This window comes from Kosakonia sacchari SP1, from assembly GCF_000300455.3.
Lineage (GTDB): Bacteria > Pseudomonadota > Gammaproteobacteria > Enterobacterales > Enterobacteriaceae > Kosakonia > Kosakonia sacchari.
On record NZ_CP007215.2, the window covers coordinates 2,787,064 to 2,812,182 of the forward strand.

Consider the following 25,119-nt stretch of genomic DNA (forward strand, 5'->3'; position numbering starts at 1 on the left):
TAAAAAACCGGCCAACTGGCCGGTTTTTTATTTGCTCAGGCTACAAACCAAAATTACTGCTTAGCTTGCGGGTCAGTATCATACTCGGCGCAAGTCTGGTAGCCGGAGTTCATGACATGGCCGGTTTCATCCAGCGCAACGAAATAGGTTTCGGTTTTGCCGTCACGTTGACCCAGAATATAGGTCTGGCAAGTGCCGCGCGCATGGATCATCGTAACTTCAGAAGAAGGACGGCCAGCAACCTGCATAACCTGCTGGCGGCTCATACCTTTTTTCACATCTTTCACCACCGGCTGAGAAACCTGATCTTTTGCACGATCGTAAGCCGTACAACCCGCCAGCATAGTCAGCACTGCAGCTGCGCCCAGAATTCCTGCGATGTTCTTATTCATATTCCATCCTCTTTTGTATCCGCTTGTGTATCAGCGTGTTATCTAAGCCTGGAATATAAAATTGCATTTTTCAACTAACAGACTGCATTGGCATAACTTTCGGAGAAATCTAATAAAAGTGAAATAAGCTGCTAAAACGCCGTAAATTGCGGCACTCAAATCTGTGATCCTTGTCGTTTTACCGCCAAAGGGTTAATTTGGCCCTATTATCTATTTGCACCCTGCAAAGCAGGACAACACAACGGAGGGGTAAATGACTCTGCAACAAGAGATTATTCAGGCGCTAGGCGTGAAGCCCGCGGTCAATGCCGAAGAAGAAGTTCGCCGCAGCGTGGATTTCCTGAAAACCTATCTGAAAACCTATCCTTTTTTGCAAACGCTGGTGCTGGGCATTAGCGGCGGTCAGGATTCCACGCTGGCCGGAAAAATCAGCCAGATGGCAATCAGCGAATTGCGCCAGGAAACGGGCAATCAAGCCTATCAATTTATCGCCGTCCGTCTGCCTTACGGTAAGCAAGCGGATGAACAGGATTGCCAGGATGCCATCGCGTTTATTCAGCCGGATCGTGTTCTTACCGTCAATATCAAAGCCTCGGTGCTGGCAAGCGAGCAAGCGCTGCGTGAAACAGGCATCGAACTGAGCGATTTCGTGCGCGGCAATGAAAAAGCGCGCGAACGTATGAAAGCGCAATACAGCATTGCGGGCATGACGAAAGGCGTGGTGGTTGGCACCGACCATGCCGCCGAAGCAGTGACCGGTTTCTTCACCAAATATGGCGATGGTGGCACCGACATCAATCCGCTTTTCCGTCTGAACAAACGCCAGGGTAAACAGTTGCTGGCTTACCTGGGCTGCCCGGAACATCTTTATAAAAAAGCGCCAACGGCCGATCTGGAAGACGATCGTCCTTCGCTGCCAGATGAAGCCGCACTGGGCGTAACTTACGAAAATATCGATGATTATCTGGAAGGGAAAACGCTGGATGCCAGTATCGCGAAAATCATTGAAGGCTGGTATGTGAAAACAGAGCACAAGCGCCGCCCGCCGATTACCGTATTCGACGATTTCTGGAAAAAGAAATAACCCTCAGGCGGCGCAAGCCGCCTCTTTTTTAGCCACTTATAGACTGCTATACTGGATGGGTAAACAGTATCAGGAGTCTTTTGTGGTCAGGCGTCAATCGGCCCCGCGTCTTGAATTTGAAGCGGCGGCAATCTATGAATATCCGGAACATCTTCGTCCGTGGCTGGAAGCCATGCCCAAACAGCCCGGCGTCTATATTTTTCACGGTGAAAGCAAGGCGATGCCGCTCTATATCGGTAAAAGCGTCAATATTCGCAGCCGTGTGCTGTCGCACCTGCGCACGCCCGATGAAGCGGCGATGCTACGTCAGGCGCGACGCATTACCTGGATTTGTACCGCCGGTGAGATTGGCGCGCTGCTGCTCGAAGCGCGACTAATTAAAGAACAGCAGCCGCTATTTAATAAGCGCCTGCGTCGTAATCGCCAGCTCTGCTCGCTGCGCCTTAGCGGTGAAAAGCCACAGGTGGTGTATGCCAAAGAGGTGGATTTCTCCTCCTCCCCCGATCTCTATGGTCTGTTTGCCAATCGCCGCGCCGCATTGCAAGCGCTGCAGTCTATCGCTGATGACGAAAAGCTGTGCTATGGGCTGCTGGGCCTGGAATCACTAAGCCGCGGCCGGGCTTGTTTTCGATCCGCGTTACAACGCTGTGCCGGAGCATGCTGTGGTAGAGAGACGCGTGAAGCACATGATGCACGCTTCGCTGCCGCGATGGCGCGTTTGCAACTGGTTTGCTGGCCCTGGCGCGGTCCAATTGGTCTGAAAGAGAGCGCAGCAGGAATGACGCAGTACCACATCATTCATAACTGGCTATGGTTGGGTTCAGTTGATGAGCCCGCCGCTGCCGCGCAACTGCTGCGTTTGCCGGCGGGTTTCGATCATGACGGCTACAAAATCCTCTGCAAGCCGTTGCTTTCGGGGGGTTACGAAATCATCGAACTGGATTAATGGCCAGGCAGCCAGGTGATTTCACTGAACAGTAATTGCCCTTCAGACTTTAGCAACCGCAGAGTTTGCCGCCCTTCCTGCCAGTAGGCGCCCTGATCGGCAGTTAACAATTTATCGCCCAATTGCCACGCGCCGCTCAGGACGAAAATAACGCCGCCGCGTGTACCAATAGTGGTAAAAGTGCGATCGGCAATACGGACTTTCGCCTGGCAGCGATCGCGGCGCGTCATCACGTTAAAATCCAGCGACATGCGTCCGTCGGAAAGCTCGGCTCTGACCGGCTGCTCGCCGGCAAAAGTAAAAGGCTGGTGATGTTTAAGCGTGTGGCTAAAAGCACCGCCCCCATTCAGCGTCACTTCGCCACCTTCAAGCAGGGTTATTACCCGATCCACGCCGGGAAATTGCGGAAAATCACCGTTGCTGGCAAGCGAAGCGATACTGGCTCGCCAGTTAAAATCACGCGTTGCGGGCGGAAAACAGCAAATTTCTCGGGTTTCACCCGCCCCATTACGCCAGAGATTGACCGGCATTTTACGGATATCAAAGAATTCCATCATCACTCCTGAATGGCGCGGGCTTCACCAGCGCCGCTGCCTCTTCGGGCAGCCTGCATCATTGTTATTGTTTACTTTGCCATGTGTGAGTTATCGGCAGCCGACACGATTTGCCTTAGGCTACTACGCAATCAGACATGTAAAAAATCATCAATTTAAGATAAGTAACATCACCATAAAAACGAGGCTTAACGAGAATACCGCGCCAGTGGCGGCTGGCAAGAGGGAAACAAGAAAAAACCGCCGGTTCTGCCCATCACGTAAAACAAGCGATGAGCAAAACCGGCGGTCTTAAGGAGGGTCGCTGAATTATTCAGCAGGTGCAGGAGGCATTTTACCTTCTGGTGCCGGATGTTCTGTCAGACGCTTCTCAAAATTCGCATTGAACTGCTTTTTCTGTTCCGGGGTCAGAATGTTGTAAATCTTATTCTGCGTCTCCATACGTTTCAGCATGCTTTCTTTATGCTGCTGTTCCATTTTGGTGATTTGCGCTTCGGCTTTCGCGCGGTCAAAGCTGTCGCTGGTAATGATGTCATGCATTGCGCGCATCTCTTCCACCGGCGGGCGTTTCATCTCTTCGCGCTGGCTTTTCATGATGTCGCGGACTTGCTGTTTCTGCGCATCGGTCAGATTCAGACCTTTGAACATCATGTCGTGCGGGCCTTTACCTTTGTGGTGCATCATAGGTTGCGCGTCAGCTGGTGCGGCGGCGGTATCCGCAGCATGAGCCAGACCTGCAGCGCCAAAAGCCAGGGTAGAGGCAACAAACAGAGCAGTCAATTTAAGCATAATTTTATTCCTTACTTCGGTTTTACTTACGGCGGTTGCCGTGTTGACGCTATTCACTTTACTGGCTTTATCGTCAATTAATCAGAGCGACGGTAAAACAATGAAAGTGTAAATATCATTTTTACGCCAAATATGAAGGAAATAAGGACAAACCATGAAGAGTGGAAAATTAAATATTCAATAGGCTGATTAGAAAGGGATTATGGAGAATCTTAAATCAACGTGATTTATTAATAAAGCGCTTCAACAGGATAATTCTGTAATTTATTTAAGAAAACCATAAAAAATAAGCCCTGCGTTAACAGGGCTGGATGGTTAATTAATTTTTTCAAGTATTAGCCCGGCGCGTAAACCAATGGCCACATTCGGATTGGGAAACAAAACATACTCTTGCTCATGTTGCACCACATACCGCTCGCCGCGATCCTCTGCCAGTAATGTGCCCGCGCTGAAGGGCGTAAAATTGAGCGTATCCGCACTCATGAAGAGTTTAAATTCTTCACTGTGGCGGGTCAGTTGCTGTACCACCCGATAGCGCAGCGGCCTATTTTCCGTGTCTGGCGCAGGCTCCCCCGCCAGTAACGCCGCCAGCGCCCACGCCGTACGCTGGAACTGGCTTAAATCGTTTTCACCAAACGGCAGCGCTTTGCCAAGCTCCAGAGTGCAAGCCAGTGCGTTAAAATGCTCGCAACTGTAATGCGTAAACGTACCGCCTGGCGCCTGATGAAATACCAGCGCTTCCAGCCCGGCAGCACCCAACCACTCCAGAAACAGTTCATCCCATGGTTCTGCCCGCAGCGGCAACACACCAAAGCGCACATGGTGCGAACCGCGGATCGCAGTGTGTAAGTCCAGATGCCAGCGCACTTCATCGCCCGCCGCGAAGAAATGCGTTACCGCCCGTTCAAGCTGGGCGGCGCGCACCGTTTCATCGTTGGGCGGCAGTTGCTGCCAGCGCCCACCAAACATCCGGTTGAGATCGTTATGCACAAATCGCTTGTTTTGCGCCAGCGCCTGCGGGTTTCCAAGGATCACCAGCAGCCGCCAGGTGAGCGGTTGTTCGCCCGAAAAGACATTTTTAAGCAACAAATCCAGCATCTCTACTGGCGCGGTTTCATTACCGTGGATAGCACACGAGATGACCAACGATCGCCCAACGGATTGTTTCGGGATCAGTTCAAGAATCCCTTGTTCGTGCCACAACCAGTGAATACCGCCCGACTCCCCTGACATTTTTCGCGGGATATCGCCCGCAAGCGTTGCAGCAAGAAAGTTATCCATACGGCCTCCGGTTAACGCTGGAAGGGATACACCGATCCCAGATTCAACAACTGCGTTAATCGGTCCAGCGCTTCCCGCCCCTCTCGCAAAAGCTGCGGATCGGCTAAATCCGCTTGCGTCAGCCGATCGCGATAGTACCGATCCACCCAGTCATTGAGGGTGGCAAACAAACTGTCATTCATCATCACCGCCGGGTTAACGGCCCGCAACTCCGCCTCGGTCAGCACGACACGCAAGCGCAGGCACGCCGGACCACCACCGTTCGCCATGCTTTCACGCAGGTCAAATACTTTAAGCTCACTGATTGGGTTATCCTGCGCCAGCAGCGTGTTCAAATAGCGCCACACACCAGCATGTTCCTGCGACTCCTGCGGCAGCACCAGCATCATGCTGCCATCATCCCGACTCAGCAGTTGGCTATTAAACAGATACGTTGCCACCGCATCGGTAACAGAAACGGCCTGCTGCGGAACTTCAATCGCCATAAACCCCGGTACTTTAGAGTGTAGCTCGGCCAGCACACTAGCCTGGTCGGCAAAAGCCAGTTCGTGACAAAAAAGGACTTGTCGGTTCGAAACGGCAATCACATCGTTATGAAACACGCCCAGATCGATAACGTCCGGGTTTTGTCGGGCGAAAACCACCTGCTCCGCGCGCACCTGGTTAATACGCGCCACCGCCTCGCTGGCTTCACGCGTCTGCCGCGCCGGATAGCGCGCCGGGGCATCGTGGCTTGCGTACTCCCGGCCATAAACGAAGAGTTGCACACCCGCTTCGCCGTAATCACCGCCAAAGCGGTTATGGTTCGCCGCACCTTCATCGCCAAACATCGCAACCTGCGGCAGCGCCGGGTGGACAGCAAACACCGTTTCATCGCGGAAGATGGCGCGCAGCAGCGCTTCTGTGGTTGGGGCTTCCATCGCGCGGTGGAATTTATTATTCAGATTGGCAACCGTGAAATGCACTTTGCCATCCAGCGCATCCGCCGACGGGCAGACGGTAGCCGCGTTTGCGACCCACATCGCCGATGCCGAACTGGCGGCGGAGAGGATCTGCGGCGCTTGCGCGGCAGCTTTTTCCACCACCTGCTCATCGCTACCGCTGAAACCAAGCTGGCGCAAGACCGCGATATTGGGGCGCTCCTGCGGTGGGATCACCGCCTGCGGGAAACCCGCGTCGGCGAGCGCTTTCATTTTCAGTAGCCCCTGCTTTGCCGCCAGTTTCGGGTTAGAAACCTGAAAGCGGTGTTTGGTCGAGGCTTCATTACCAAAAGATAATCCGGCGTAATGGTGCGTTAGCCCTACCAGGCCATCGAAGTTAACCTCACGTGCTTTCATGGCTGCGCCTCGCGCGAGAAATCAAGCCCCGGGCTGAGCGTCTGTGGCAACGTTAACGCGGGAGATTCAAGACTCGCCATCGGCCAGGCGCAGTAATCTGCGGCGTACCATGCGCTGGCGCGATGGTTACCCGACGCACCGACACCACCAAACGGCGCGGTACTGGCCGCGCCGGTCAACGGTTTGTTCCAGTTGACTATCCCGGCGCGCGCTTCCAGCAGAAGTTGATCAAATTTTTGCCTATCCGGGGAAATCAACCCGCAGGCCAGCCCGTAGCGCGTGTCGTTCGCCATACGGATTGCCTGATCAAAATCGTCATAGCGCCAGACACACAGCAGCGGGCCAAACACTTCTTCATCTGGCACTTCCGCAACGTCGGTCATCTCGATAATCCCCGGCGTCAGCAGCGAGGTTCCTTCCGCCAACAGCCGTGGTGCCAGCAAGGTTTTACCGCCGCGCGCTTCGTGCGCCTGCCAGGCCTGGTAAACTTGTTGCGCCGCCTGAGGTGAAATCAAACCACCGAAAAAGGGTGCAGGTTCCGCATCCCAGGCCTGCGGTTGCAGCCGCGCGCTCACTTCCACCAGCCGCGTCAGAAAGTCATCGCCCGCTTTAGAACGTTTAACCAGTAAGCGACGCGCGCAGGTGCAGCGCTGCCCGGCGGTAATAAATGCTGACTGGATCGCCAGATGGACAGCGGCATCGGTATCATCGGGATCTTCAACAATTAATGGGTTGTTGCCGCCCATCTCTAGTGCGAGGATCTTTTCGGGCTGCCCGGCAAGCTGGCGGTGTAGCTGATATCCCGTATTGGCGCTGCCGGTAAAGAGCAACCCATCCAGCCCCGGTAATGCGCTCAGCGCCTGGCCGGTCTCTCGCCCGCCCTGCACCAGATTGAGCACGCCTGCGGGCAAACCGGCCTGCTCCCAGAGTTTGACTACCGCTTCGCCGGTCCACGGCGTGAGTTCGCTTGGTTTAAATATCACGGTATTACCCGCGAGTAGCGCCGGGATAATATGCCCATTCGGCAGATGGCCGGGGAAGTTGTACGGTCCGAAAACAGCCAGCACCCCGTGCGGGCGATGGCGCAATGTCGCGGCACCATCAGCCATCTCTGTGTGTTGTTCGCCGGTGCGCGTGTGGTACGCCTTTACCGATATAGCGGCTTTGTTGATCATCGCCGTCACTTCGGTCGCCGCTTCCCAGCGCGGTTTACCGGTTTCACGGGCGATAATTTCTGCCAGCGCCGCTTTGTTGCTCTCCAGCAGCGCCGCGAATTTTTCAACAATGGCCTGGCGCTCCGTAAAAGTCTGCTGCGCCCACTGCGGGAAAGCGTCGCGCGCGGCCTGATACGCCAGCGCCACTTGCTCGCTATCAGCATCAAAGCCGTGCCACAGCGCTTCGTGGCTTACCGGGTTGGTTTTGACACGGCGTTCTCCCTGGCCTGTTACCCAGTCACCTTTAATCCATAAACTCATTTTGCTTTCTCCTCGCCACTTTTCTCTTCGGCACACAGGCGCACCAGCCGCACGGTATCCCCCGGCTGGCACTTCAGCGCATCCAGTTCGGCTGCCGTTAATAACAAACGCTCGGTGTTTGGATCCGCGTAAATAAGCATGGCGCGAAATTGCTGGTACTGCTCATTGGAAACCATACACGCGGGCCATTCACCCGGGGCGCGCTGGCCTTCGCCCGCCGTAACCAGGCGACTTTTGCGAATCGCCCGCACCCTGTCGACATCGCATTCGAGCGTCGGCCCGCCATCAAAAATGTCAACGTAGTTACGGTAGCGAAAGCCCTCTTTTTCCAGCACCGCACGGGCCGGTGCCGTTTGTGGATGCACCTCACCGATCACCTCTTGCGCCTCTTGTGAAAGGAAGTGGGTATAAATAGGGTGCTTGGGCATCAGCTCCGCGATAAAAGCTTTTTGCCCGGTGCCGCACAGGTAATCCGCCCGGCTGAACTCCATCGAAAAGAAACGCTTGCCCAGACTCTCCCAGAACGGCGAATAACCGTGCTCGTCAATCACGCCGCGCATCTCGGCCACTACTTTCTCATTGAAGCGCTCGCGGAATGCCGCCATAAACAGAAAGCGGGATTTCGACAACAGATAACCGTTGCCCTCTTTGCGCCAGGCGGGATCGAGAAACAGTGTGCAGAGTTCGCTGCTGCCGGTGTGATCGTTACTGAGAAACAGCGTTGGCAGCGCGTTATAGACATTCAACTCTTTCGAGGCATGCACCTGTGTCCCGACCCGGTAGTTATACCAGGGATCGTTCAAACCCACCGCGACCTCAATGGCGCAAATCCCCGCCACCTCGCCGCTTTGCGTCTCTTCCAGCACAAAAACATACCCCTGCTCACCCTTCGGCAACTCGCCTTGCCAGGTAAGGCGTGAACGCTCAATACGCGCAGCAAGCGTTGCTTCATCAACAGGCAACGACGTCAGGCCGCCACCGGTTTTCCCGGCCAGCCGCATCAGCGCCGGTAAATCGCCTTCGGCGACAGGACGGATCACCATCATGATGCGCTCTCCGCAATGAATTTTTCACAAGCGCGGGCAACGCGCGCAAGTCCGTCGCGGATCTCGTCTTCGCTGATATTCAACGCCGGAGCAAAACGCAGCACATTGCCACCGGCAATCAGCACCATTGCGCCTTCTGCCGCCGCCAGTTGTGAAAGTTGTTTTGCTTTTCCTGCATACTCAGGAGCCAGTTGACAACCGATCAGCAACCCTAAGCCACGGATTTCACTGAACAGGTGATAACGGTCATTGATTGCCGAAAGCTGCTCCGTAAACCTTTGATGGCGCTGTTTCACGCCAGTCAGAGTTTCGCGTGTGTTGACGATATCGAGCAACGCACCGGCCACCGCGCCGGCCAGCGGGTTACCGCCGTAAGTCGTACCGTGGGTGCCGACATTCATCACTTTGCCAAACTGTTCGGTGGTCAGCATCGCGCCAATCGGGAAACCGCCGCCCAACGCTTTTGCCGTGGTTAGCGCATCCGGCGTCACGCCGTAATGCATATAGGCATACAGTTCGCCGGTGCGGCCAACGCCGGTTTGCACTTCATCAAAAATCAGCAGCGCGTTATGGCGCGTGCACAGCTCACGCAACCCTTGCAAAAACGCCTGGCTGGCAGGCACCACGCCGCCTTCACCCTGCATCGGCTCGACAATGACAGCGCAGGTGTCGTCATTAATTAATGCGCTGGCAGAGGCAAGATCGTTGAACTGCGCATGCTGGATTTGCGGCGGCAACGGCGCAAAATCTTGCGAATAAGCCGGTTGCCCGCCCGCGCTGACGGTAAATAAGGTGCGTCCATGGAACGCATTCTTGAAGGCAACAATGCCGCTTTTTTGCGGGCCGAATGTATCGTGGGCATATTTGCGCGCCAGCTTCAGCGCCGCTTCATTTGCCTCGGCACCGGAGTTACAAAAGAAGGCGCGATCGGCAAAGGTCGCGTCCAGCAGGTGTTTCGCCAGTTTCAGCACCGGCTCGTTGGTGTAACCGTTACCGGTATGCCAGAACTTCGCCGCCTGTTCGCTGAGCGCTTTACACAGCGCGGGATGCGCATGCCCCAGCGCATTCACCGCAATCCCACCGGCAAAGTCGACATACTCGTTACCCTGTTGATCCCACAGGCGGGAACCTTCACCGCGTACCGGAATAAAAGGCGCAGGCGCGTAGACAGGCAACATCCATTGATCAAAATTTTCACGCGTAATTGACAGAGACATAGCGACCTCATCCGGTAAATAAATAGTTGATAAAATGTTAACGAATATGAACGTTTTCGCTGTAAATGTAGATTGCACGGTTCGTGCCAGCCAGCGATAAAAATGCATAAACGACTTACTACAACGAAATTTCAACAACTTAAAACCTGTCGCCATTCACTTTATTTGCATAAAAAGTGAATAAATAGAGATCCAATTGCGGTGGAGAGCGAGTAAAGTCGCCTGTTTATGCAATTAGAAATTTTAATTATAGAACTGTGATCATCAGCGAAATTAATTTACATCCTGCGCCCTGTTTTAGTGCGTTTCGCCCTAAATAAGGGCGTGTATTGCGCCAATGCGCATCGGCGGCGGCAATATCAATAAGTGGCGGTGGTTAAATGTAAATTCTGCTAACATCTCTGCATCTTTCACTCTGCTAAATGGCTGCGACTATGAAATTCGTCTCTTTTAATATCAATGGCCTGCGCGCCCGCCCTCACCAGCTTGAAGCGCTGGTTGAGCAACATCAGCCGGACGTCATCGGCCTGCAGGAGACCAAAGTCCACGACGATATGTTTCCGCTCGAAGATGTCGCACGGCTGGGTTACAACGTTTTTTATCACGGACAGAAAGGCCACTACGGCGTGGCGTTGCTGACCAAAGAGACGCCGATTTCCGTGCGCCGCGGCTGGCCGAACGACGGCGAAGAAGCGCAGCGCCGCATTATCATGGCGGAGATCCCCTCGCCTATCGGCGATATCACGGTGATTAACGGCTATTTCCCGCAGGGCGAGAGCCGCGACCACCCGCTGAAATTCCCGGCGAAAGAGAAGTTCTACCAGGATTTGCAAACCTATCTCGATACAGAACTCGATAAAACAAAACCGGTGTTGATCATGGGTGATATGAACATCAGCCCGACAGATCTTGATATCGGTATTGGTGAAGAGAACCGCAAACGCTGGCTGCGCACCGGCAAATGCTCTTTCCTGCCGGAAGAGCGCGAATGGATGGAGCGCCTGAAAGGCTGGGGGCTGGTGGATACCTTCCGCGAAGCTAATCCGGAAACGCAGGATCGCTTCTCGTGGTTTGATTACCGCTCAAAAGGTTTCGATGATAACCGCGGACTGCGTATCGACCTGCTGCTGGCAAGCCAACCGCTGGCAGAGCGCTGCATTGAAACCGGTATTGATTACGACATTCGCGGCATGGAAAAACCGTCCGACCACGCACCGGTGTGGGCCAAATTTAAGGTCTGACGGATGACGCCCGCGCCTTCTCCGTGGGGTTGTGCAACCTGGCTGGCGGATATGCTGCAACACCGCCCGGTCAAGGCTACCCCGGAGGGCGAATGGCGGCTGCTGGAGGTGGGATGTGACGCTGAACATATCTATCGCGCCGGGCATATTCCCGGCGCGGATTATATCGACACCCGCGAAGTAGAAAGCCTGCCGCTGTGGAATGTGCTCAAGCCAGCACAATTACGCCCGGTTCTGCTAAATCATGGCCTGCGAGCTGATAGTACCGTCATCCTTTACGGCCGCGGCAATTATGCGGCGGAACGGATGGCACATATTTTGTTATATGCCGGGATCAGGGATGTTCGCTTACTGGATGGCGGCTGGCAGAGCTGGCTGCGCGCCGGTTTAGCCTGGCAAACCGGTGCAGCGGCGGGCATAACCCCGTCATCGGATTTCGGCGTGAGTGTCCCGGCACAACCTCAGCTACTGCTCACTATGGCGCAAACCCAAAAGCGTTTAGCGCAGCCCGGTACGTTGCTGGTCAGTATCCGCAGTTGGCCTGAGTTTAGCGGTCAGACAAGCGGCTACGACTATATCGCCGCAGCCGGTGATATACCCGGCGCCCGCTGGGGGCAGGCAGCAGGCGACAGCCAGTTGATTACCAATTTTCACAATGCAGACGGCACGGTGCGCAACCCATCAGAGATCGCCGCGCTCTGGCAACAACAGCGCATCACTGGCGATAATCCGGTAATTTTTTATTGCGGTACCGGCTGGCGCGCCTCGTTTGCCTTTTTTATTGCCCGTGCGCTCGGCTGGGCGGATATCGCCGTGTATGATGGCGGCTGGTTCGAATGGAGCCAGCATACAAACGGAACGCAGTAATGACTCTTCTAAAAACCCTGGATGTCGTGGCCGCTATCATTGAGCGCGACGGCAAAATTTTACTGGCACAGCGCCCCGACCATGCCGATCAGGCCGGTCTGTGGGAATTTGCCGGTGGCAAGGTTGAAGCCGGGGAAACACAACCACAGGCGCTAACGCGCGAGTTGCGCGAAGAGTTGGGTATTGATGCTGTACCTGCGCGCTATGTTGCCAGCCATCAGCGGGAGGTTTCCGGGCGGCTGATTCATTTGCACGCCTGGCATGTGGAGAATTTTAGCGGTGAACCAGTACGCCACTATCACCGGGAGTTGTTGTGGTGCTTACCCGCCGAAGCGCTGACACTGCCGCTGGCTCCGGCGGATATTCCGCTGCTGGAAGCGTTTATGGCTTCACGCGCCGCCACACCAGCGGGTTAGTGGAAATGGTTTTCTCATCGCGCTGGCATTGTAATAACACGCCCTCGGTTTTGATAACCGCCCCTTCGCTGTAGTTTTGATTACCGTATACGCAGCATTGCATGCAGGGCTGCGTGGTCTGCGTCTGCCCACCGGAGCTGAACACTCCCGGCGGCACATTCACCTCGATTCCCGGCGACGGTAAACGTTCAGCCAGCACGCTGGTTGACGCAGCAACCAGTAACGCTGCTGCTATCCACTTAATTCGGGCCATAACTTGTCCTTTTTGATTGACGCCACTCATTACTATAACGGATCTCTGCGTCAGGACTTTAATTTCGCCGATCATCGTTTTTAGTTATGACATGTTGCCAATTATTAATTTGCCTGGTGTGCGGCTTTTTCCCTTGCAGCATGCAACCTTGCAAATGTTATAGTCCAAAAGTGCCTGCTTTTTGCGCACCACCATCACAACAAATTCACCACAACAATAAGAGATACTTATATCTATGGATCAGACGCACTCTCTTGCATCATTTCTCCAGTATGTCGAACAGCGCGACCCGCACCAGCCGGAGTACTCTCAGGCCGTTCGTGAAGTGATGACCACCCTCTGGCCCTTCCTTGAAGCTCACCCGCGTTACCGCCAGATGTCGTTACTCGAACGCCTCGTTGAACCGGAGCGCGTGATTCAGTTTCGCGTCGCCTGGGTTGATGACCGCAATCAGGTGCAGGTTAACCGCGCCTGGCGCGTACAGTTCAGTTCGGCCATTGGACCCTACAAAGGTGGCATGCGTTTTCACCCGTCGGTGAATTTATCGATCCTCAAATTCCTCGGCTTCGAACAAACGTTCAAAAATGCGCTCACTACCCTGCCGATGGGCGGTGGCAAAGGCGGCAGTGATTTCGATCCAAAAGGCAAAAGCGATGGCGAAGTGATGCGCTTCTGCCAGGCGCTGATAAGCGAACTGTATCGCCATCTTGGCGCGGATACTGATGTGCCCGCCGGGGATATTGGCGTCGGCGCGCGCGAAGTCGGTTTTATGGCCGGGATGATGAAAAAGCTCTCTAACAATACCGCCTGCGTGTTTACCGGGAAGGGGCTGTCGTTTGGCGGCAGTCTGATCCGCCCGGAAGCGACCGGTTACGGCCTGGTCTATTTCACCGAAGCGATGCTCAAGCGTCACGGTCTTAGCTTTGAAGGGATGCGCGTGGCGGTTTCCGGCTCTGGCAACGTGGCGCAATACGCGATTGAAAAAGCGATGGCCTTCGGTGCACGGGTGATCACTGCGTCGGATTCTGCCGGTACCGTGGTGGATGAAGCCGGGTTTGACCGTGAAAAACTCGCCCGCCTGTGCGAGATCAAAGCCAGCCGTGATGGCCGCATCGCGGATTACGCGCGTGAATTTGATCTGACTTACCTCGAAGGCAAGCAGCCGTGGTCAGTGCCAGTCGACATCGCGCTGCCGTGTGCCACGCAAAACGAGCTGGATATAGACGCCGCACACGCGTTGATTGCCAACGGTGTAAAAGCGGTGGCAGAAGGCGCAAATATGCCCACCACCATTGATGCCACTGAACTGTTCCTCGAGGCGGGGGTGCTGTTCGCACCGGGGAAAGCCGCGAATGCAGGCGGTGTTGCTACCTCCGGTCTGGAGATGGCGCAGAATGCCGCGCGTATGGGCTGGAAAGCGGAAAAAGTGGATGCGCGCCTGCACCACATCATGCTGGATATTCACCAGGCTTGCGTTGAGTACGGCGGCGAAGGCAAACAGACGCACTATGTGCGCGGTGCCAACATCGCGGGCTTCGTGAAAGTCGCCGACGCGATGCTGGCACAAGGCGTGATTTGATAAGCAGGCCGGGTAACAGCGAAAAGGCGTTATCCGGCCGGAGACGCCGCGTCACCGCCAGCCTCTGCTGCTGGCGGGCGTTTTTTCCCCCGGCCTTTGGCAAACGGTTTTTTCTTCTCACCGCCCGGTGCCACCAGCCCACGGAACTGACGCACCGGCGTGTTACGCGCCTGGTGAATCAGCTCGTGCAGCGTACCGACCAGCGGCTGCATAAAGTCCTGATAACGGCACTCTTTCTCACTGATTTGCGTCAGCACCGACTCCCAGTGCGCGGTCATATCGGGGCGCGCCGCCATCTCCGGCAGTGAGTGAATCAACGCCCGGCCCGGTTCGGTCGAGTGGATGTAGCGCCCTTTCTTCACCAGAAAACTGCGCTTAAACAGCAGTTCGATAATACCGGCGCGCGTTGCCTCGGTGCCCAGACCATCGGTAGCACGCAGAATTTTTTTCAGTTCTTTGTCCTGCACGAACCGCGCAATCCCGGTCATCGCCGACAGCAAGGTGGCATCGGTAAAGTGGCGTGGCGGTTGAGTCTGGCGCGCGACCACTTCGCCTTTTTCGCACAGCAATTCGTCGCCTTTTGCCACCACCGGCAATGGTGTGCCATCGTTTTCTTCATCACGCTCTTTCGAACCAAGCAGCGTGCGCCATCCGGCCTCCGCCAGAAAACGCGCTTTGGCGATAAACTTGCCGTTGGCGATATCAAGATCGATCTGGCATTTGCGAAACACCGCATCCGGACAAAATTGCATTAAATACTGGCGAGCGATCAGGTTATAAACATTGGCTTCGTTATCGCTGAGATTGACCTTCGAGGCACGGGCCGTTGGGATAATCGCATGGTGCGCATCAACTTTTTTATCGTCCCAGCAGCGGTTGCGCGTGTCCGGGTTCACCACCGGCTGCGGCAACAGATCCGGGGCATGCGCGCCAATCGCATTCATCACCGCATGTCGCCCGGCGAAGTGCTCTTCTGGTAAATAGCGGCAATCAGAACGCGGATAGGTGATCAACTTGTGGGTTTCGTAGAGTTTCTGGCAAATATCGAGCACATTCTGCGCACTAAGACCATAACGTTTTGCCGCTTCAATTTGCAGTGCGGAAAGCGAAAACGGCAGCGGCGCGAGTTCTGATTCCCGTTTATCGTTATAGGCCGTCACCAGCGCGGGTTGGCCGCTAATGCGGTTCACCACATGCTCCGCCAGCGGGCGATGCAACAGGCGCCCTTCATCGTCCTGATAAGGCTCACACGCCTCGCTCGGCTGCCACAGGGCGGTAAAGCGCTCCCCGGCAGGCGTGACGATATGCGCTTTCACCTCAAAGAAATCTTTCGCCACGAAGTTCTCAATCTCTTCGTCGCGACGCACCACCAGCCCCAGCACCGGCGTCTGCACGCGCCCCACAGAGAGTACGCCCTGATAACCGGCGTTGCGCCCCAGCAGCGTATACGCGCGGGTCATATTAATGCCGTAGAGCCAGTCGGCACGGGCGCGCGCCAGCGCCGACACGCACAACGGAATAAATTCGCTATTCGCTCGCAGGCGTTCAATTGCCCGCTCCACCGCCTGCGGATTGAGATCGTTAATCAGGCAGCGTTGCACCTGCTGGCGTTTTTCGGCGGGCAGTTGCAGATAATCAATTACTTCATCAACCAGCAACTGCCCTTCACGATCCGGGTCACCGGCATGCACCACCTGTTCGGCATCGGCGAGCAGGCGTTTGATAACATTGATTTGCTTGAGCACCGACGGGCGCGGCTGCAACTGCCATTTTTCCGGCACTATCGGAAGATCGGCCAGATTCCAGCGCGCATAGCGGCTGTCATAGGCATCCGGCTGTGCCTGCTCAAGCAGGTGACCAATGCACCAGGTCACCACCTGACCATTACCGCACTCAATATAGCCGTCGCCTTTGCGATGCGGCTTCGGCAGCACATCGGCAATGGCACGCGCCAGACTGGGCTTTTCGGCAATAAATAACCGCATAGGATTAACGGATCTCAATCATCGGGCGACCGCCGCGCGCGCTAACCAGCTCACCAATCGCGCTCAGTTGAATTCCGTATTCCGCCGCCGTGGCTTTGACTTCCTCTTCCGAACCCGGTGCCACCGCCAGCAGCAAGCCGCCGGACGTTTGCGGATCGCACAGCAAATCGCGCACCGCCATCGGCATTTCGCCCATCAGGTGACCATAGCTGGCGAAGTTACGCTGCGTACCGCCCGGCACTGCGCCCTGCGCAATGTACTCTTCTACGCCCGGTAATTTCGGCACATCCTGATACCAGACTTGTGCCTGCACGCCCGCGCCCTGACACATTTCACTCAGGTGGCCGAGCAGGCCAAAGCCGGTGACATCGGTCATCGCTTTTACGCCGTCGATCCCGGCAAAAGCGGCACCGGCAAGGTTCATGCGGCACATCACTTCTGTTGCCAGACCAACGTGTTCCGGTTTAAGCAGCGATTTTTTTTCCGCCGTGGTTAATACGCCAATGCCCAGCGGCTTGGTGAGGAACAGTTTGCAGCCAGCCTGGGCGGTGCTGTTTTTCTTCACGCGTTCGGTTGGCACCACACCGGTCACGGCAAGGCCAAAAATCGGCTCCGGCGCGTCAATTGAGTGACCACCCGCCAGGGCAATCCCCGCCTGCTGGCAGGCAAAACGCCCACCATCGATCACCTCACGCGCAATTTCCGGCGCCAGTTTGTCGAGTGGCCAGCCCAGAATAGCAATCGCCATAATCGGTTTGCCGCCCATCGCGAAAACATCGCTAATGGCGTTGGTCGCAGCAATGCGGCCAAAGTCGAAGGGGTTATCGACAATCGGCATAAAGAAGTCGGTGGTGCTGATAATGCAGGTACCGTTACCCAAATCGTAAACGGCGGCGTCATCACGCGTTTCGTTGCCGACAAGCAGGTTCGGGTCGAGAAACTTCGCCTGCTCGCTATGCAGAATGGTATCCAGCACTTTGGGGGAAATTTTACAACCGCAACCGGCTCCGTGGCTGTATTGCGTTAAACGAATGGCTTGCTCGCTCATGGACATCTCCTGTCATTGCAATCGCGCTATGGTAGCGCCCAAATGCTGAGCTGGTAAGTCTGGCAATCTGAATTCGCGCGTTATTGCTCATTAAGCAAACGAAACAGACATAACCTGCGATGATTTTTTGCTCGCAAACATCATCTCAATAACTACATCGGCCATTTTGCGAGTTACCGCAATGTTCTTTTTGGCATTTCATGACAGAAATATGACAGCAGCCACTGAGGGCTACGGACGATTTTTTACACAAAGGAACCGCTCATGAAAAAAAATATCATCGCGTTTTGTCTTGCTAGTTTGCTCTCTACCAGCGCTTTTGCTCTGGTTCCATCCGGGAATGACGCCACCACCAAACCTGATCTTTACTACCTGAAAAATGCGCAGGCGATTGATAGCCTGGCGTTGTTACCACCGCCGCCGGAAGTCGGTAGCATCGCGTTTTTAAACGATCAGGCAATGTACGAACAGGGCCGCTTGCTGCGTAACACCGAACGCGGCAAACAGGCAGCGGAAGACGCTAACCTGAGCAGCGGCGGCGTGGCAAACGCCTTCTCCGGCGCATTTGGCTCACCCATCACCGAGAAAGACTCCCCGCAGTTGCATAAACTGTTGACCAATATGATCGAAGATGCAGGCGATCTGGCAACGCGCGGCGCGAAGCAAAAATATATGCGTATCCGCCCGTTTGCCTTCTACGGCGTACCGACCTGCAACACCAAGGAGCAGGATTCACTGGCGAAAAACGGCTCTTATCCGTCCGGTCATACCTCGATCGGTTGGGCGACTGCACTGGTACTGGCAGAGATTAATCCACAGCGTCAGGATCAGATCCTCAAACGCGGCTACGATCTGGGTCAAAGCCGGGTGATCTGTGGCTACCACTGGCAAAGTGATGTGGACGCGGCGCGCATTGTCGGTTCTGCTGTCGTTGCCACTTTGCATACCAACCCGGCGTTCCAGCAACAGTTGCAGAAAGCCAAAGATGAGTTTGCCGCCCAGCGTAAATAAATAGCGCGCCCGGATGGGCAAGCTTTCGCTGTGATCCTTTCGCGTTGTTATCGGCGAAAGCAGACTAGACGTTAAAAGAAAACGGCTGCGGCAGAATTGTCGCAGCCGTCAGAGATAAGGCGAAGCTTAGAAACGTGTCACGAACGGCGTGGTATCCGGTACGGTGACAGTGGTTGAGGCTTTCAATTGCGGTGTACCCAGATACAAAAAGCCGACAATTTTATCCTGTTCGCGGCAGTCAAACGCCTGGCGAACCACCGGGCTGTCGGTCAGCGGGCCTGTGCGCCAGATCCCGTTAAACCCCTGCGCCAGCGCCGCCATCTGCATTGCCATTACCGCGCAGCCAGCAGAGAGCACTTGCTCCCACTGCGGGACTTTATGGTGAACGTCGCATTTCGCCACCACCGCAATGATCAACGGCGCGCGAAAAGGCGATGTACGTGCTTTTTCGATACCTTTTTCATCCTGGCCTGCGGCAACCGCTGCCTGCTCCAGCGTCTGACTGAAACGTTCGCGCCCTTCCCCTTCGATGACAAAAAAATGCCACGGCTGCAGCGTACCGTGATCCGGCGCGCGCATGCCCGCACGCAAAATATTATCCAGTTGTTCACCTGCCGGGGCCGGTTCTGCCAGCCGGGATGCGCTACGACGATTGACGAGCAGCTCAAGTGCGTCCATTAGTTAAACTCCTGTATTGAAATTTGTTCACAAAATTAACACGGGCATAGAAATTGTTACAGCGCCGAAGGCGATTCCTGCTGACAAGTGGCGGCGGGGTAATTAGGATAACCACACTTTGCCGCTCGGGCAGCGGTGGTCGTTAACTACCAGGGAGAATACATGCGAACCCTTTGGCGTATTATTGCCGGTTTTTTCAAGTGGAGCTGGCGATTGCTGAACTTTATCCGCAAGCTGGTGCTGAATCTTTTCTTTATTTTGTTGGTGCTGGTTGTCGCTGGCGTGTGGATGCAAATGAGCGACAGTAAAACCAGCAGCAACAGTCGAGGCGCATTGCTGCTGGATATTTCCGGCGTGGTGGTGGACAAAACCTCCGCCAGTAGCCGACTTGGCGCACTGGGTCGCCAGTTGTTTGGTGCCAGTTCCGATCGCCTGCAGGAAAACTCATTGTTTGACATCGTCGACACCATTCGCCAGGCGCAGCATGACCGGAATATCACCGGGATTGTGATGGATCTGAAAAATTTTGCCGGTGCCGATCAACCGTCGATGCAATATATCGGCAAAGCGCTGCGCGAGTTCCGCGACAGCGGTAAGCCGGTTTATGCCGTGGGCGATAACTACAGTCAGGGCCAGTATTACCTTGCCAGCTTCGCCAACAAGATCTGGCTGTCGCCGCAGGGCGTGGTTGATCTGCACGGCTTTGCCACCAACGGCCTTTACTACAAATCGCTGCTTGATAAGCTAAAAGTCACCACCCACGTATTCCGCGTCGGCACCTATAAATCCGCCGTTGAGCCGTTTATTCGCGATGATATGTCCCCGGCAGCCCGCGATGCAGATAGCCGCTGGATTAATGAGCTGTGGCAGAACTACCTCAACACCGTTGCCGCTAACCGCCAAATCACCGTGCAGCAAGTTTTCCCTGGCGCACAAGCGATGCTGGATGGCCTGCGTAAAGTGGATGGCGACACGGCGAAATACGCGCTTGACAACAAACTGGTGGATGAACTGGGTTCCGCCACCGATGCGGAAAAAGCCATGGTTAAACAGTTTGGCTGGAGCACGGAGGATAAGAACTTCCGCGCGGTCAGCATGTATGATTACCAGGCGAAAAAACCGAGCGATGTTGGCGATACCGTGGCGGTAATTTTCGCTAACGGCGCGATCATGGATGGCGAGGAGACGCCGGGGAATGTAGGCGGCGATACCACTGCCGCGCAGATCCGCGATGCACGTCTGGATCCGAAAGTGAAAGCCATTGTACTACGTGTCAACAGCCCTGGCGGCAGCGTTAGCGCATCGGAAGTTATCCGCTCCGAGCTGGCGGCAGCCCGCGCGGCAGGTAAACCGGTAGTGGTTTCGATGGGCGGCATGGCGGCCTCAGGCGGTTACTGGATCTCAACACCGGCGAATTACATTGTTGCCAGTGCCAGCACGCTGACCGGCTCGATTGGTATCTTCGGTGTTATCAACACGCTGGAAAACAGCCTCGACAGTATCGGCGTACATACTGATGGCGTAGCAACCTCGCCGCTGGCAGATGTCAGCATGACCAAAGCGCTGCCGGACGAAGTTTCGCAAATGATGCAGTTGAGTATCGAGAATGGCTACAAACGCTTTATCACGCTGGTGGCGCAGTCGCGCAACAGCACGCCTGAGCAGGTTGATAAAATCGCCCAGGGTCACGTCTGGACCGGCCAGGATGCGAAAAATAACGGGCTGGTCGATGCGTTGGGCGATTTCGACGACGCGCTGGCGAAAGCGGCTGAGCTTGCGAAACTGAAACAGTGGCATATCGATTACTACGAGGAAGAGCCGACATTCTTTGATCGTGTAATGGATAGCATGTCCGGTTCGGTCAGCGCCATGCTGCCAAAAGCATTGCAGGCATACCTGCCCGCGCCGCTGGCGAGCGCGGCGCTGGAAATGAAAGCTGAAACTGACAAACTGGCGGTGTTTAACGATCCACAAAATCGTTATGCGCTCTGTCTGAATTGCGCCAATATCCGCTAAAATCACCTGACCACGTCCCCTCCACCGGAGGGGATTTTTTTGATGAAGCCAGAATATAACTATGCAAAAAAAATCCATTTACGTTGCCTACACGGGCGGTACTATCGGTATGCAACGCTCAGAACACGGCTATGTGCCGGTTTCCGGTCACCTGCAACGTCAACTGGCGCTGATGCCTGAATTCCATCGCCCGGAGATGCCTGATTTCACCATCCATGAATATGAGCCGCTGATGGATTCGTCCGATATGACACCGGAAGACTGGCAACATATTGCAGACGATGTGAAAGCGCACTATGACGATTACGATGGTTTTGTCATTCTGCATGGTACAGACACGATGGCCTACACCGCGTCGGCACTGTCGTTTATGCTGGAAAACTTAGGCAAACCGGTCATTGTGACAGGGTCACAAATCCCGCTCGCCGAACTGCGTTCTGATGGCCAAATCAACCTGCTTAATGCGTTATATGTGGCGGCCAATTTCCCGATTAACGAAGTGACGCTGTTCTTCAATAACCGTCTGTATCGCGGCAACCGCACCACCAAAGCGCACGCTGATGGTTTCGACGCGTTCGCTTCGCCTAACCTTGCGCCACTACTCGAAGCGGGTATCCATATTCGCCGTCTGGGCACGCCGCCCGCGCCGCATACCACGGGAGAGCTGGTTGTCCACCCGATTACTCCGCAGCCGATTGGCGTAGTGACGATTTATCCCGGCATTTCCGCCGATGTGGTGCGCAACTTCCTGCGCCAGCCGGTAAAAGCGCTGATACTGCGTTCTTACGGCGTAGGTAATGCGCCGCAAAACGGTGAGTTTCTGAAAGAGTTACAGGAAGCCAGCGCCCGCGGCATTGTCGTGGTCAACCTGACACAATGTATGTCCGGCAAGGTCAACATGGGCGGCTACGCCACCGGCAACGCCCTCGCCCATGCAGGTGTGATTGGCGGCGCAGACATGACAGTGGAAGCGACGCTGACAAAACTTCACTATCTGTTAAGCCAGGATCTGGACGCTGATGCCATTCGCACAGCCATGACACAAAACCTGCGCGGTGAACTGACGCCGGATGAATGAGGAGGCTCGAATGACGCAACGCGCACTGCTGCTGGTCGATATTCAGAATGATTTCTGCGCTGGCGGCGCGCTGGCTGTGACGGAAGGTGACAGCACAGTTGATGTTGCTAACGCCATGATTACGTGGTGTAAAACACGCAGCAATGCCATCGTGGCAAGCCAAGACTGGCACCCGGCCGGACATGGCAGTTTCGCCAGTCAGCACCACGTCGCGCCGTTCACGACTGGCGAACTGGCGGGATTAGCCCAAACGTTTTGGCCCGATCACTGTGTACAAAACAGCGAGGGCGCGGCGCTACATCCGTTGCTAAACCAGAAAGCCATTGACGCGGTGTTTTACAAAGGCGAAAACCCGCTGATTGATAGTTACAGCGCATTTTTCGATAACGGCCACCGTCAGGAAACCGCCCTGCACAACTGGTTGCTGCAGCACGGCATCCGCGAACTGGTAATACTCGGTTTAGCCACCGATTATTGCGTGAAATTTACCGTGCTGGACGCGCTACAACTTGGATATGAGGTGAATGTCATTACCGACGGTTGCCGTGGCGTGAACCTGAATCCGCAGGACAGCACGCAGGCGTTTATGGAGATGTCAGCGGCTGGCGCGACGCTCTATACGCTCGCGGACTGGCAGGAAACGCACGCCTGATGATGCCCCTGCCGGATGGCGTTGCGCCTCCGGCATGGCGACTTACGATTTAAACGTCGCGATCGGCTTTGGCGAAATGCCAAAATCCTCTTTTAATTGCTGCTTACTTTTCATCACCATCTGGCCGTTGGTATCAATGGTCATGTGCTGCGCCTGCGTGTTATTACGCGCCTGCCACAGCATCACTAGTTGCAGGCTGTTCTCTTTTTGCTCTGGTGTCAGCGCAACGCCATCCGGCCATTTACCTAACTCAACGGCAGTAGCCAGCCGCTGGTAGATCTCTGGCGTCATGCTGTTAACGATTTGATCAAGATTCATCTTGAAAACTCCGTGGAATAATTGCTGAATCGTTTTTTCAACCCTGAGAACGATCGCCATTTTCGTCGTCGGTAAAGCTCAGGGAAGCAGAGTTGACGCAATACCTTTCTCCAGTCGGTTGCGGGCCATCCGGGAAGACGTGCCCCAAGTGCGCATCACATTTTCCACAGCGGATTTCCACACGCTGCATGCCATGCGAATAATCGTTGATATAGCGAATAGCGTCTTCGCTCACCGGCTCAAAGAAACTTGGCCAGCCGCAGCCAGAATCATACTTGGTTTGCGAATTGAATAGCGCGGCGTCACACACCAGACAGTGATAAATCCCGTCGCGTTTGTTATGCAGAAAACGCCCGGTGAACGGCGGCTCAGTGCCGTGGTTCTGCGTCACGTAAAACTGCATTTCAGTCAGTGTTTTTTTCAGGTCGTCTTCAGAAGAATTATGCGCCATTTGCTCACGCCTCACGGTAAAAACTCGACAACTTTTCAGCCTGATTCTAACAAAACATTAACACTGCGGCGTTAACTTTTGTTCTAAACTTATTTGTTGCGGTAAAGCAGCCGGTGAATTGTGATTAATCTCACATTTTTATCCTATCTGACCTTTAAAATTCCAGGCGGCGCCCCTATATGGGGAGCATGCTCAAAGGAAGAGTGAGGCGAGTCAGTCGAACAAAGGTTATGCGGAGGATTGATTTGTCGCAATGATTGACACGATTCCGCTTGACGCTGCGTAAGGTTTTTGTAATTTTACAGCCAACCTTTTATTCACTAACAAATAGCTGGTGGAATATATGACTATCAAAGTAGGTATCAACGGTTTTGGCCGTATCGGTCGCATTGTTTTCCGTGCTGCTCAGGAACGTTCTGACATCGAAATCGTTGGTATCAACGATCTGTTGGACGCTGAATACATGGCGTACATGCTGAAGTATGACTCCACTCACGGTCGTTTCAACGGTACCGTAGAAGTGAAAGACGGCCACCTGGTTGTTAACGGCAAAACCATCCGTGTTACTGCTGAGAAAGACCCGGCTAACCTGAAATGGAACGAAATCGGCGTTGACGTCGTTGCTGAAGCTACCGGTATCTTCCTGACCGACGAAACCGCTCGTAAACACATCACCGCTGGCGCGAAAAAAGTTGTTCTGACTGGCCCGTCCAAAGACAACACCCCGATGTTCGTACGTGGCGCTAACTTCGACAAATATGCTGGCCAGGACATCGTTTCCAACGCTTCCTGCACCACTAACTGCCTAGCTCCGCTGGCAAAAGTTATCAACGACAACTTCGGCATCATCGAAGGTCTGATGACCACTGTGCACGCGACCACCGCAACTCAGAAAACCGTTGATGGCCCGTCTCACAAAGACTGGCGCGGCGGCCGCGGCGCATCCCAGAACATCATCCCGTCCTCTACCGGTGCTGCTAAAGCTGTAGGTAAAGTACTGCCGGAACTGAACGGCAAACTGACTGGTATGGCGTTCCGCGTTCCGACTCCGAACGTATCTGTTGTTGACCTGACCGTTCGTCTGGAAAAAGCAGCGTCCTACGAAGAAATCAAGAAAGCCATCAAAGCCGCTTCTGAAGGCCCGATGAAAGGCGTTCTGGGTTACACCGAAGACGACGTGGTTTCTACCGATTTCAACGGCGAAGTTTGCACTTCCGTGTTCGATGCTAAAGCGGGTATCGCACTGAACGACAACTTCGTGAAACTGGTTTCCTGGTACGACAACGAAACGGGTTACTCCAACAAAGTTCTGGACCTGATCGCTCACATTTCCAAATAATTTGAGATGAGAACATGATCTGAAAGAGCGACTTCGGTCGCTCTTTTTTTGTTTTGAAGACAGAGG

General features: G+C 54.7%; 25 protein-coding genes. 11 read left to right on the forward strand and 14 right to left on the reverse strand.

Annotated features, from left to right (window positions below; genetic code table 11):
• Positions 1-53: 53 nt before the first annotated feature.
• On the reverse strand, positions 54-392 hold the full coding sequence (gene osmE / locus C813_RS36095; protein WP_017456537.1) for an osmotically-inducible lipoprotein OsmE: 339 nt from the start codon (positions 390-392) through the stop codon (positions 54-56).
• A gap of 253 nt (positions 393-645) precedes the next feature.
• Between osmE and nadE the strand changes: the two genes are divergently transcribed.
• Positions 646-1,476, forward strand: a complete 831-nt coding sequence (gene nadE / locus C813_RS36100) for an ammonia-dependent NAD(+) synthetase (protein ID WP_017456536.1) — start codon at positions 646-648, stop codon at positions 1,474-1,476.
• Positions 1,477-1,558: 82 nt separating this feature from the next.
• Positions 1,559-2,422 (forward strand): excinuclease Cho, encoded by an 864-nt coding sequence (gene cho, locus C813_RS36105; protein ID WP_017456535.1) that lies wholly within the window; start codon positions 1,559-1,561, stop codon positions 2,420-2,422.
• Here the strand turns inward: cho and ves are convergent.
• From ves to C813_RS36140, 7 genes are all read right to left on the reverse strand, one after another.
• Entirely contained in the window at positions 2,419-2,976 is a 558-nt protein-coding gene (ves, locus tag C813_RS36110; RefSeq protein ID WP_017456534.1) for an environmental stress-induced protein Ves, read from the reverse strand. The genes cho and ves overlap by 4 nt on opposite strands.
• Before the next feature lie 309 nt (positions 2,977-3,285).
• Positions 3,286-3,765: an ATP-independent periplasmic protein-refolding chaperone Spy gene (gene spy, locus C813_RS36115; protein WP_017456533.1), complete on the reverse strand. Its 480-nt coding sequence runs from the start codon at positions 3,763-3,765 to the stop codon at positions 3,286-3,288.
• A 315-nt stretch (positions 3,766-4,080) separates the two neighbouring features.
• Positions 4,081-5,046: a succinylglutamate desuccinylase gene (gene astE / locus C813_RS36120; protein ID WP_017456532.1), complete on the reverse strand. Its 966-nt coding sequence runs from the start codon at positions 5,044-5,046 to the stop codon at positions 4,081-4,083.
• Between the two features lie 11 nt (positions 5,047-5,057).
• Positions 5,058-6,383 (reverse strand): N-succinylarginine dihydrolase, encoded by a 1,326-nt coding sequence (gene astB / locus C813_RS36125; RefSeq protein WP_017456531.1) that lies wholly within the window; start codon positions 6,381-6,383, stop codon positions 5,058-5,060.
• Positions 6,380-7,858 (reverse strand): succinylglutamate-semialdehyde dehydrogenase, encoded by a 1,479-nt coding sequence (astD, locus tag C813_RS36130; RefSeq protein WP_017456530.1) that lies wholly within the window; start codon positions 7,856-7,858, stop codon positions 6,380-6,382. The genes astB and astD overlap by 4 nt, the downstream gene beginning before the upstream one ends.
• Positions 7,855-8,904 (reverse strand): arginine N-succinyltransferase, encoded by a 1,050-nt coding sequence (gene astA / locus C813_RS36135; protein ID WP_017456529.1) that lies wholly within the window; start codon positions 8,902-8,904, stop codon positions 7,855-7,857. Before astA ends, astD begins: the two co-directional genes overlap by 4 nt.
• Positions 8,901-10,121 carry an aspartate aminotransferase family protein gene (locus C813_RS36140; RefSeq protein WP_017456528.1) on the reverse strand — a complete coding sequence of 407 codons (1,221 nt, stop codon included), beginning with the start codon at positions 10,119-10,121 and terminating at the stop codon, positions 8,901-8,903. The genes astA and C813_RS36140 overlap by 4 nt, the downstream gene beginning before the upstream one ends.
• 434 nt (positions 10,122-10,555) lie before the next feature.
• Between C813_RS36140 and xthA the strand changes: the two genes are divergently transcribed.
• Genes xthA through C813_RS36155 form a run of 3 tightly spaced genes read left to right on the forward strand, consistent with a single transcriptional unit; the run spans position 10,556 to position 12,645 of the window.
• Positions 10,556-11,362 (forward strand): exodeoxyribonuclease III, encoded by an 807-nt coding sequence (xthA, locus tag C813_RS36145; protein WP_017456527.1) that lies wholly within the window; start codon positions 10,556-10,558, stop codon positions 11,360-11,362.
• Positions 11,363-11,365: 3 nt separating this feature from the next.
• Positions 11,366-12,229, forward strand: a complete 864-nt coding sequence (locus tag C813_RS36150) for a sulfurtransferase (RefSeq protein WP_017456526.1) — start codon at positions 11,366-11,368, stop codon at positions 12,227-12,229.
• Complete coding sequence (locus C813_RS36155; protein ID WP_017456525.1) at positions 12,229-12,645, forward strand: pyrimidine (deoxy)nucleoside triphosphate diphosphatase; 417 nt, start codon at positions 12,229-12,231, stop codon at positions 12,643-12,645. The genes C813_RS36150 and C813_RS36155 overlap by 1 nt, the downstream gene beginning before the upstream one ends.
• On the opposite strand, the gene C813_RS36160 is transcribed toward C813_RS36155, so the two are convergent.
• Positions 12,611-12,898, reverse strand: coding sequence for a YnjH family protein (locus C813_RS36160; protein WP_017456524.1), 288 nt, complete (start codon positions 12,896-12,898; stop codon positions 12,611-12,613). The genes C813_RS36155 and C813_RS36160 overlap by 35 nt on opposite strands.
• A gap of 235 nt (positions 12,899-13,133) precedes the next feature.
• Here C813_RS36160 and gdhA point away from each other — a divergent pair, with 235 nt between their 5' ends.
• Positions 13,134-14,477, forward strand: coding sequence for an NADP-specific glutamate dehydrogenase (gene gdhA, locus C813_RS36165; RefSeq protein WP_017456523.1), 1,344 nt, complete (start codon positions 13,134-13,136; stop codon positions 14,475-14,477).
• Between the two features lie 29 nt (positions 14,478-14,506).
• Here the strand turns inward: gdhA and C813_RS36170 are convergent, their stop codons facing one another.
• Positions 14,507-16,462: a DNA topoisomerase III gene (locus C813_RS36170; RefSeq protein WP_017456522.1), complete on the reverse strand. Its 1,956-nt coding sequence runs from the start codon at positions 16,460-16,462 to the stop codon at positions 14,507-14,509.
• Between the two features lie 4 nt (positions 16,463-16,466).
• Positions 16,467-17,510, reverse strand: coding sequence for a selenide, water dikinase SelD (gene selD / locus C813_RS36175; protein WP_017456521.1), 1,044 nt, complete (start codon positions 17,508-17,510; stop codon positions 16,467-16,469).
• Between the two features lie 264 nt (positions 17,511-17,774).
• Here selD and phoC point away from each other — a divergent pair, with 264 nt between their 5' ends.
• Complete coding sequence (phoC, locus tag C813_RS36180; protein WP_017456520.1) at positions 17,775-18,521, forward strand: acid phosphatase PhoC; 747 nt, start codon at positions 17,775-17,777, stop codon at positions 18,519-18,521.
• Positions 18,522-18,647: 126 nt separating this feature from the next.
• On the opposite strand, the gene C813_RS36185 is transcribed toward phoC, so the two are convergent.
• Entirely contained in the window at positions 18,648-19,199 is a 552-nt protein-coding gene (locus C813_RS36185) for an NAD(P)H nitroreductase (RefSeq protein ID WP_017456519.1), read from the reverse strand.
• Positions 19,200-19,361: 162 nt separating this feature from the next.
• Between C813_RS36185 and sppA the strand changes: the two genes are divergently transcribed.
• The 3 genes from sppA to pncA all read left to right on the forward strand — a co-directional run bounded on the left by sppA (position 19,362) and on the right by pncA (position 22,945).
• Positions 19,362-21,215 (forward strand): signal peptide peptidase SppA, encoded by a 1,854-nt coding sequence (gene sppA, locus C813_RS36190; RefSeq protein WP_017456518.1) that lies wholly within the window; start codon positions 19,362-19,364, stop codon positions 21,213-21,215.
• A gap of 61 nt (positions 21,216-21,276) precedes the next feature.
• Positions 21,277-22,293, forward strand: coding sequence for an asparaginase (ansA, locus tag C813_RS36195; RefSeq protein WP_017456517.1), 1,017 nt, complete (start codon positions 21,277-21,279; stop codon positions 22,291-22,293).
• Positions 22,294-22,303: 10 nt separating this feature from the next.
• Positions 22,304-22,945, forward strand: coding sequence for a bifunctional nicotinamidase/pyrazinamidase (pncA, locus tag C813_RS36200; protein ID WP_017456516.1), 642 nt, complete (start codon positions 22,304-22,306; stop codon positions 22,943-22,945).
• 42 nt (positions 22,946-22,987) lie between these two features.
• Here the strand turns inward: pncA and C813_RS36205 are convergent, their stop codons facing one another.
• Positions 22,988-23,263 carry a YeaC family protein gene (locus tag C813_RS36205; RefSeq protein ID WP_017456515.1) on the reverse strand — a complete coding sequence of 92 codons (276 nt, stop codon included), beginning with the start codon at positions 23,261-23,263 and terminating at the stop codon, positions 22,988-22,990.
• 37 nt (positions 23,264-23,300) lie between these two features.
• A complete protein-coding gene (gene msrB / locus C813_RS36210) occupies positions 23,301-23,714 on the reverse strand; it encodes a peptide-methionine (R)-S-oxide reductase MsrB (protein ID WP_017456514.1) in 414 nt (137 codons plus the stop codon).
• A gap of 343 nt (positions 23,715-24,057) precedes the next feature.
• On the opposite strand from msrB, the gene gapA reads away from it, so the two are divergent.
• On the forward strand, positions 24,058-25,053 hold the full coding sequence (gene gapA / locus C813_RS36215; RefSeq protein WP_017456513.1) for a glyceraldehyde-3-phosphate dehydrogenase: 996 nt from the start codon (positions 24,058-24,060) through the stop codon (positions 25,051-25,053).
• Positions 25,054-25,119 lie beyond the last annotated feature (66 nt).

Coding starts and splice junctions, on each gene's coding strand:
- C813_RS36185 (WP_017456519.1), bottom strand. CDS start 19,199: ATGGACGCACTTGAGCTGCTCGTCAATCGTCGTAGCGCATCCCGGCTG.
- C813_RS36205 (WP_017456515.1), bottom strand. CDS start 23,263: ATGAATCTTGATCAAATCGTTAACAGCATGACGCCAGAGATCTACCAG.
- phoC (WP_017456520.1), top strand. CDS start 17,775: ATGAAAAAAAATATCATCGCGTTTTGTCTTGCTAGTTTGCTCTCTACC.
- C813_RS36155 (WP_017456525.1), top strand. CDS start 12,229: ATGACTCTTCTAAAAACCCTGGATGTCGTGGCCGCTATCATTGAGCGC.
- astD (WP_017456530.1), bottom strand. CDS start 7,858: ATGAGTTTATGGATTAAAGGTGACTGGGTAACAGGCCAGGGAGAACGC.
- osmE (WP_017456537.1), bottom strand. CDS start 392: ATGAATAAGAACATCGCAGGAATTCTGGGCGCAGCTGCAGTGCTGACT.
- ves (WP_017456534.1), bottom strand. CDS start 2,976: ATGGAATTCTTTGATATCCGTAAAATGCCGGTCAATCTCTGGCGTAAT.
- C813_RS36140 (WP_017456528.1), bottom strand. CDS start 10,121: ATGTCTCTGTCAATTACGCGTGAAAATTTTGATCAATGGATGTTGCCT.
- C813_RS36150 (WP_017456526.1), top strand. CDS start 11,366: ATGACGCCCGCGCCTTCTCCGTGGGGTTGTGCAACCTGGCTGGCGGAT.
- astE (WP_017456532.1), bottom strand. CDS start 5,046: ATGGATAACTTTCTTGCTGCAACGCTTGCGGGCGATATCCCGCGAAAA.
- sppA (WP_017456518.1), top strand. CDS start 19,362: ATGCGAACCCTTTGGCGTATTATTGCCGGTTTTTTCAAGTGGAGCTGG.
- astA (WP_017456529.1), bottom strand. CDS start 8,904: ATGATGGTGATCCGTCCTGTCGCCGAAGGCGATTTACCGGCGCTGATG.
- spy (WP_017456533.1), bottom strand. CDS start 3,765: ATGCTTAAATTGACTGCTCTGTTTGTTGCCTCTACCCTGGCTTTTGGC.
- gapA (WP_017456513.1), top strand. CDS start 24,058: ATGACTATCAAAGTAGGTATCAACGGTTTTGGCCGTATCGGTCGCATT.
- C813_RS36160 (WP_017456524.1), bottom strand. CDS start 12,898: ATGGCCCGAATTAAGTGGATAGCAGCAGCGTTACTGGTTGCTGCGTCA.
- C813_RS36170 (WP_017456522.1), bottom strand. CDS start 16,462: ATGCGGTTATTTATTGCCGAAAAGCCCAGTCTGGCGCGTGCCATTGCC.
- xthA (WP_017456527.1), top strand. CDS start 10,556: ATGAAATTCGTCTCTTTTAATATCAATGGCCTGCGCGCCCGCCCTCAC.
- ansA (WP_017456517.1), top strand. CDS start 21,277: ATGCAAAAAAAATCCATTTACGTTGCCTACACGGGCGGTACTATCGGT.
- astB (WP_017456531.1), bottom strand. CDS start 6,383: ATGAAAGCACGTGAGGTTAACTTCGATGGCCTGGTAGGGCTAACGCAC.
- gdhA (WP_017456523.1), top strand. CDS start 13,134: ATGGATCAGACGCACTCTCTTGCATCATTTCTCCAGTATGTCGAACAG.
- msrB (WP_017456514.1), bottom strand. CDS start 23,714: ATGGCGCATAATTCTTCTGAAGACGACCTGAAAAAAACACTGACTGAA.
- selD (WP_017456521.1), bottom strand. CDS start 17,510: ATGAGCGAGCAAGCCATTCGTTTAACGCAATACAGCCACGGAGCCGGT.
- pncA (WP_017456516.1), top strand. CDS start 22,304: ATGACGCAACGCGCACTGCTGCTGGTCGATATTCAGAATGATTTCTGC.
- nadE (WP_017456536.1), top strand. CDS start 646: ATGACTCTGCAACAAGAGATTATTCAGGCGCTAGGCGTGAAGCCCGCG.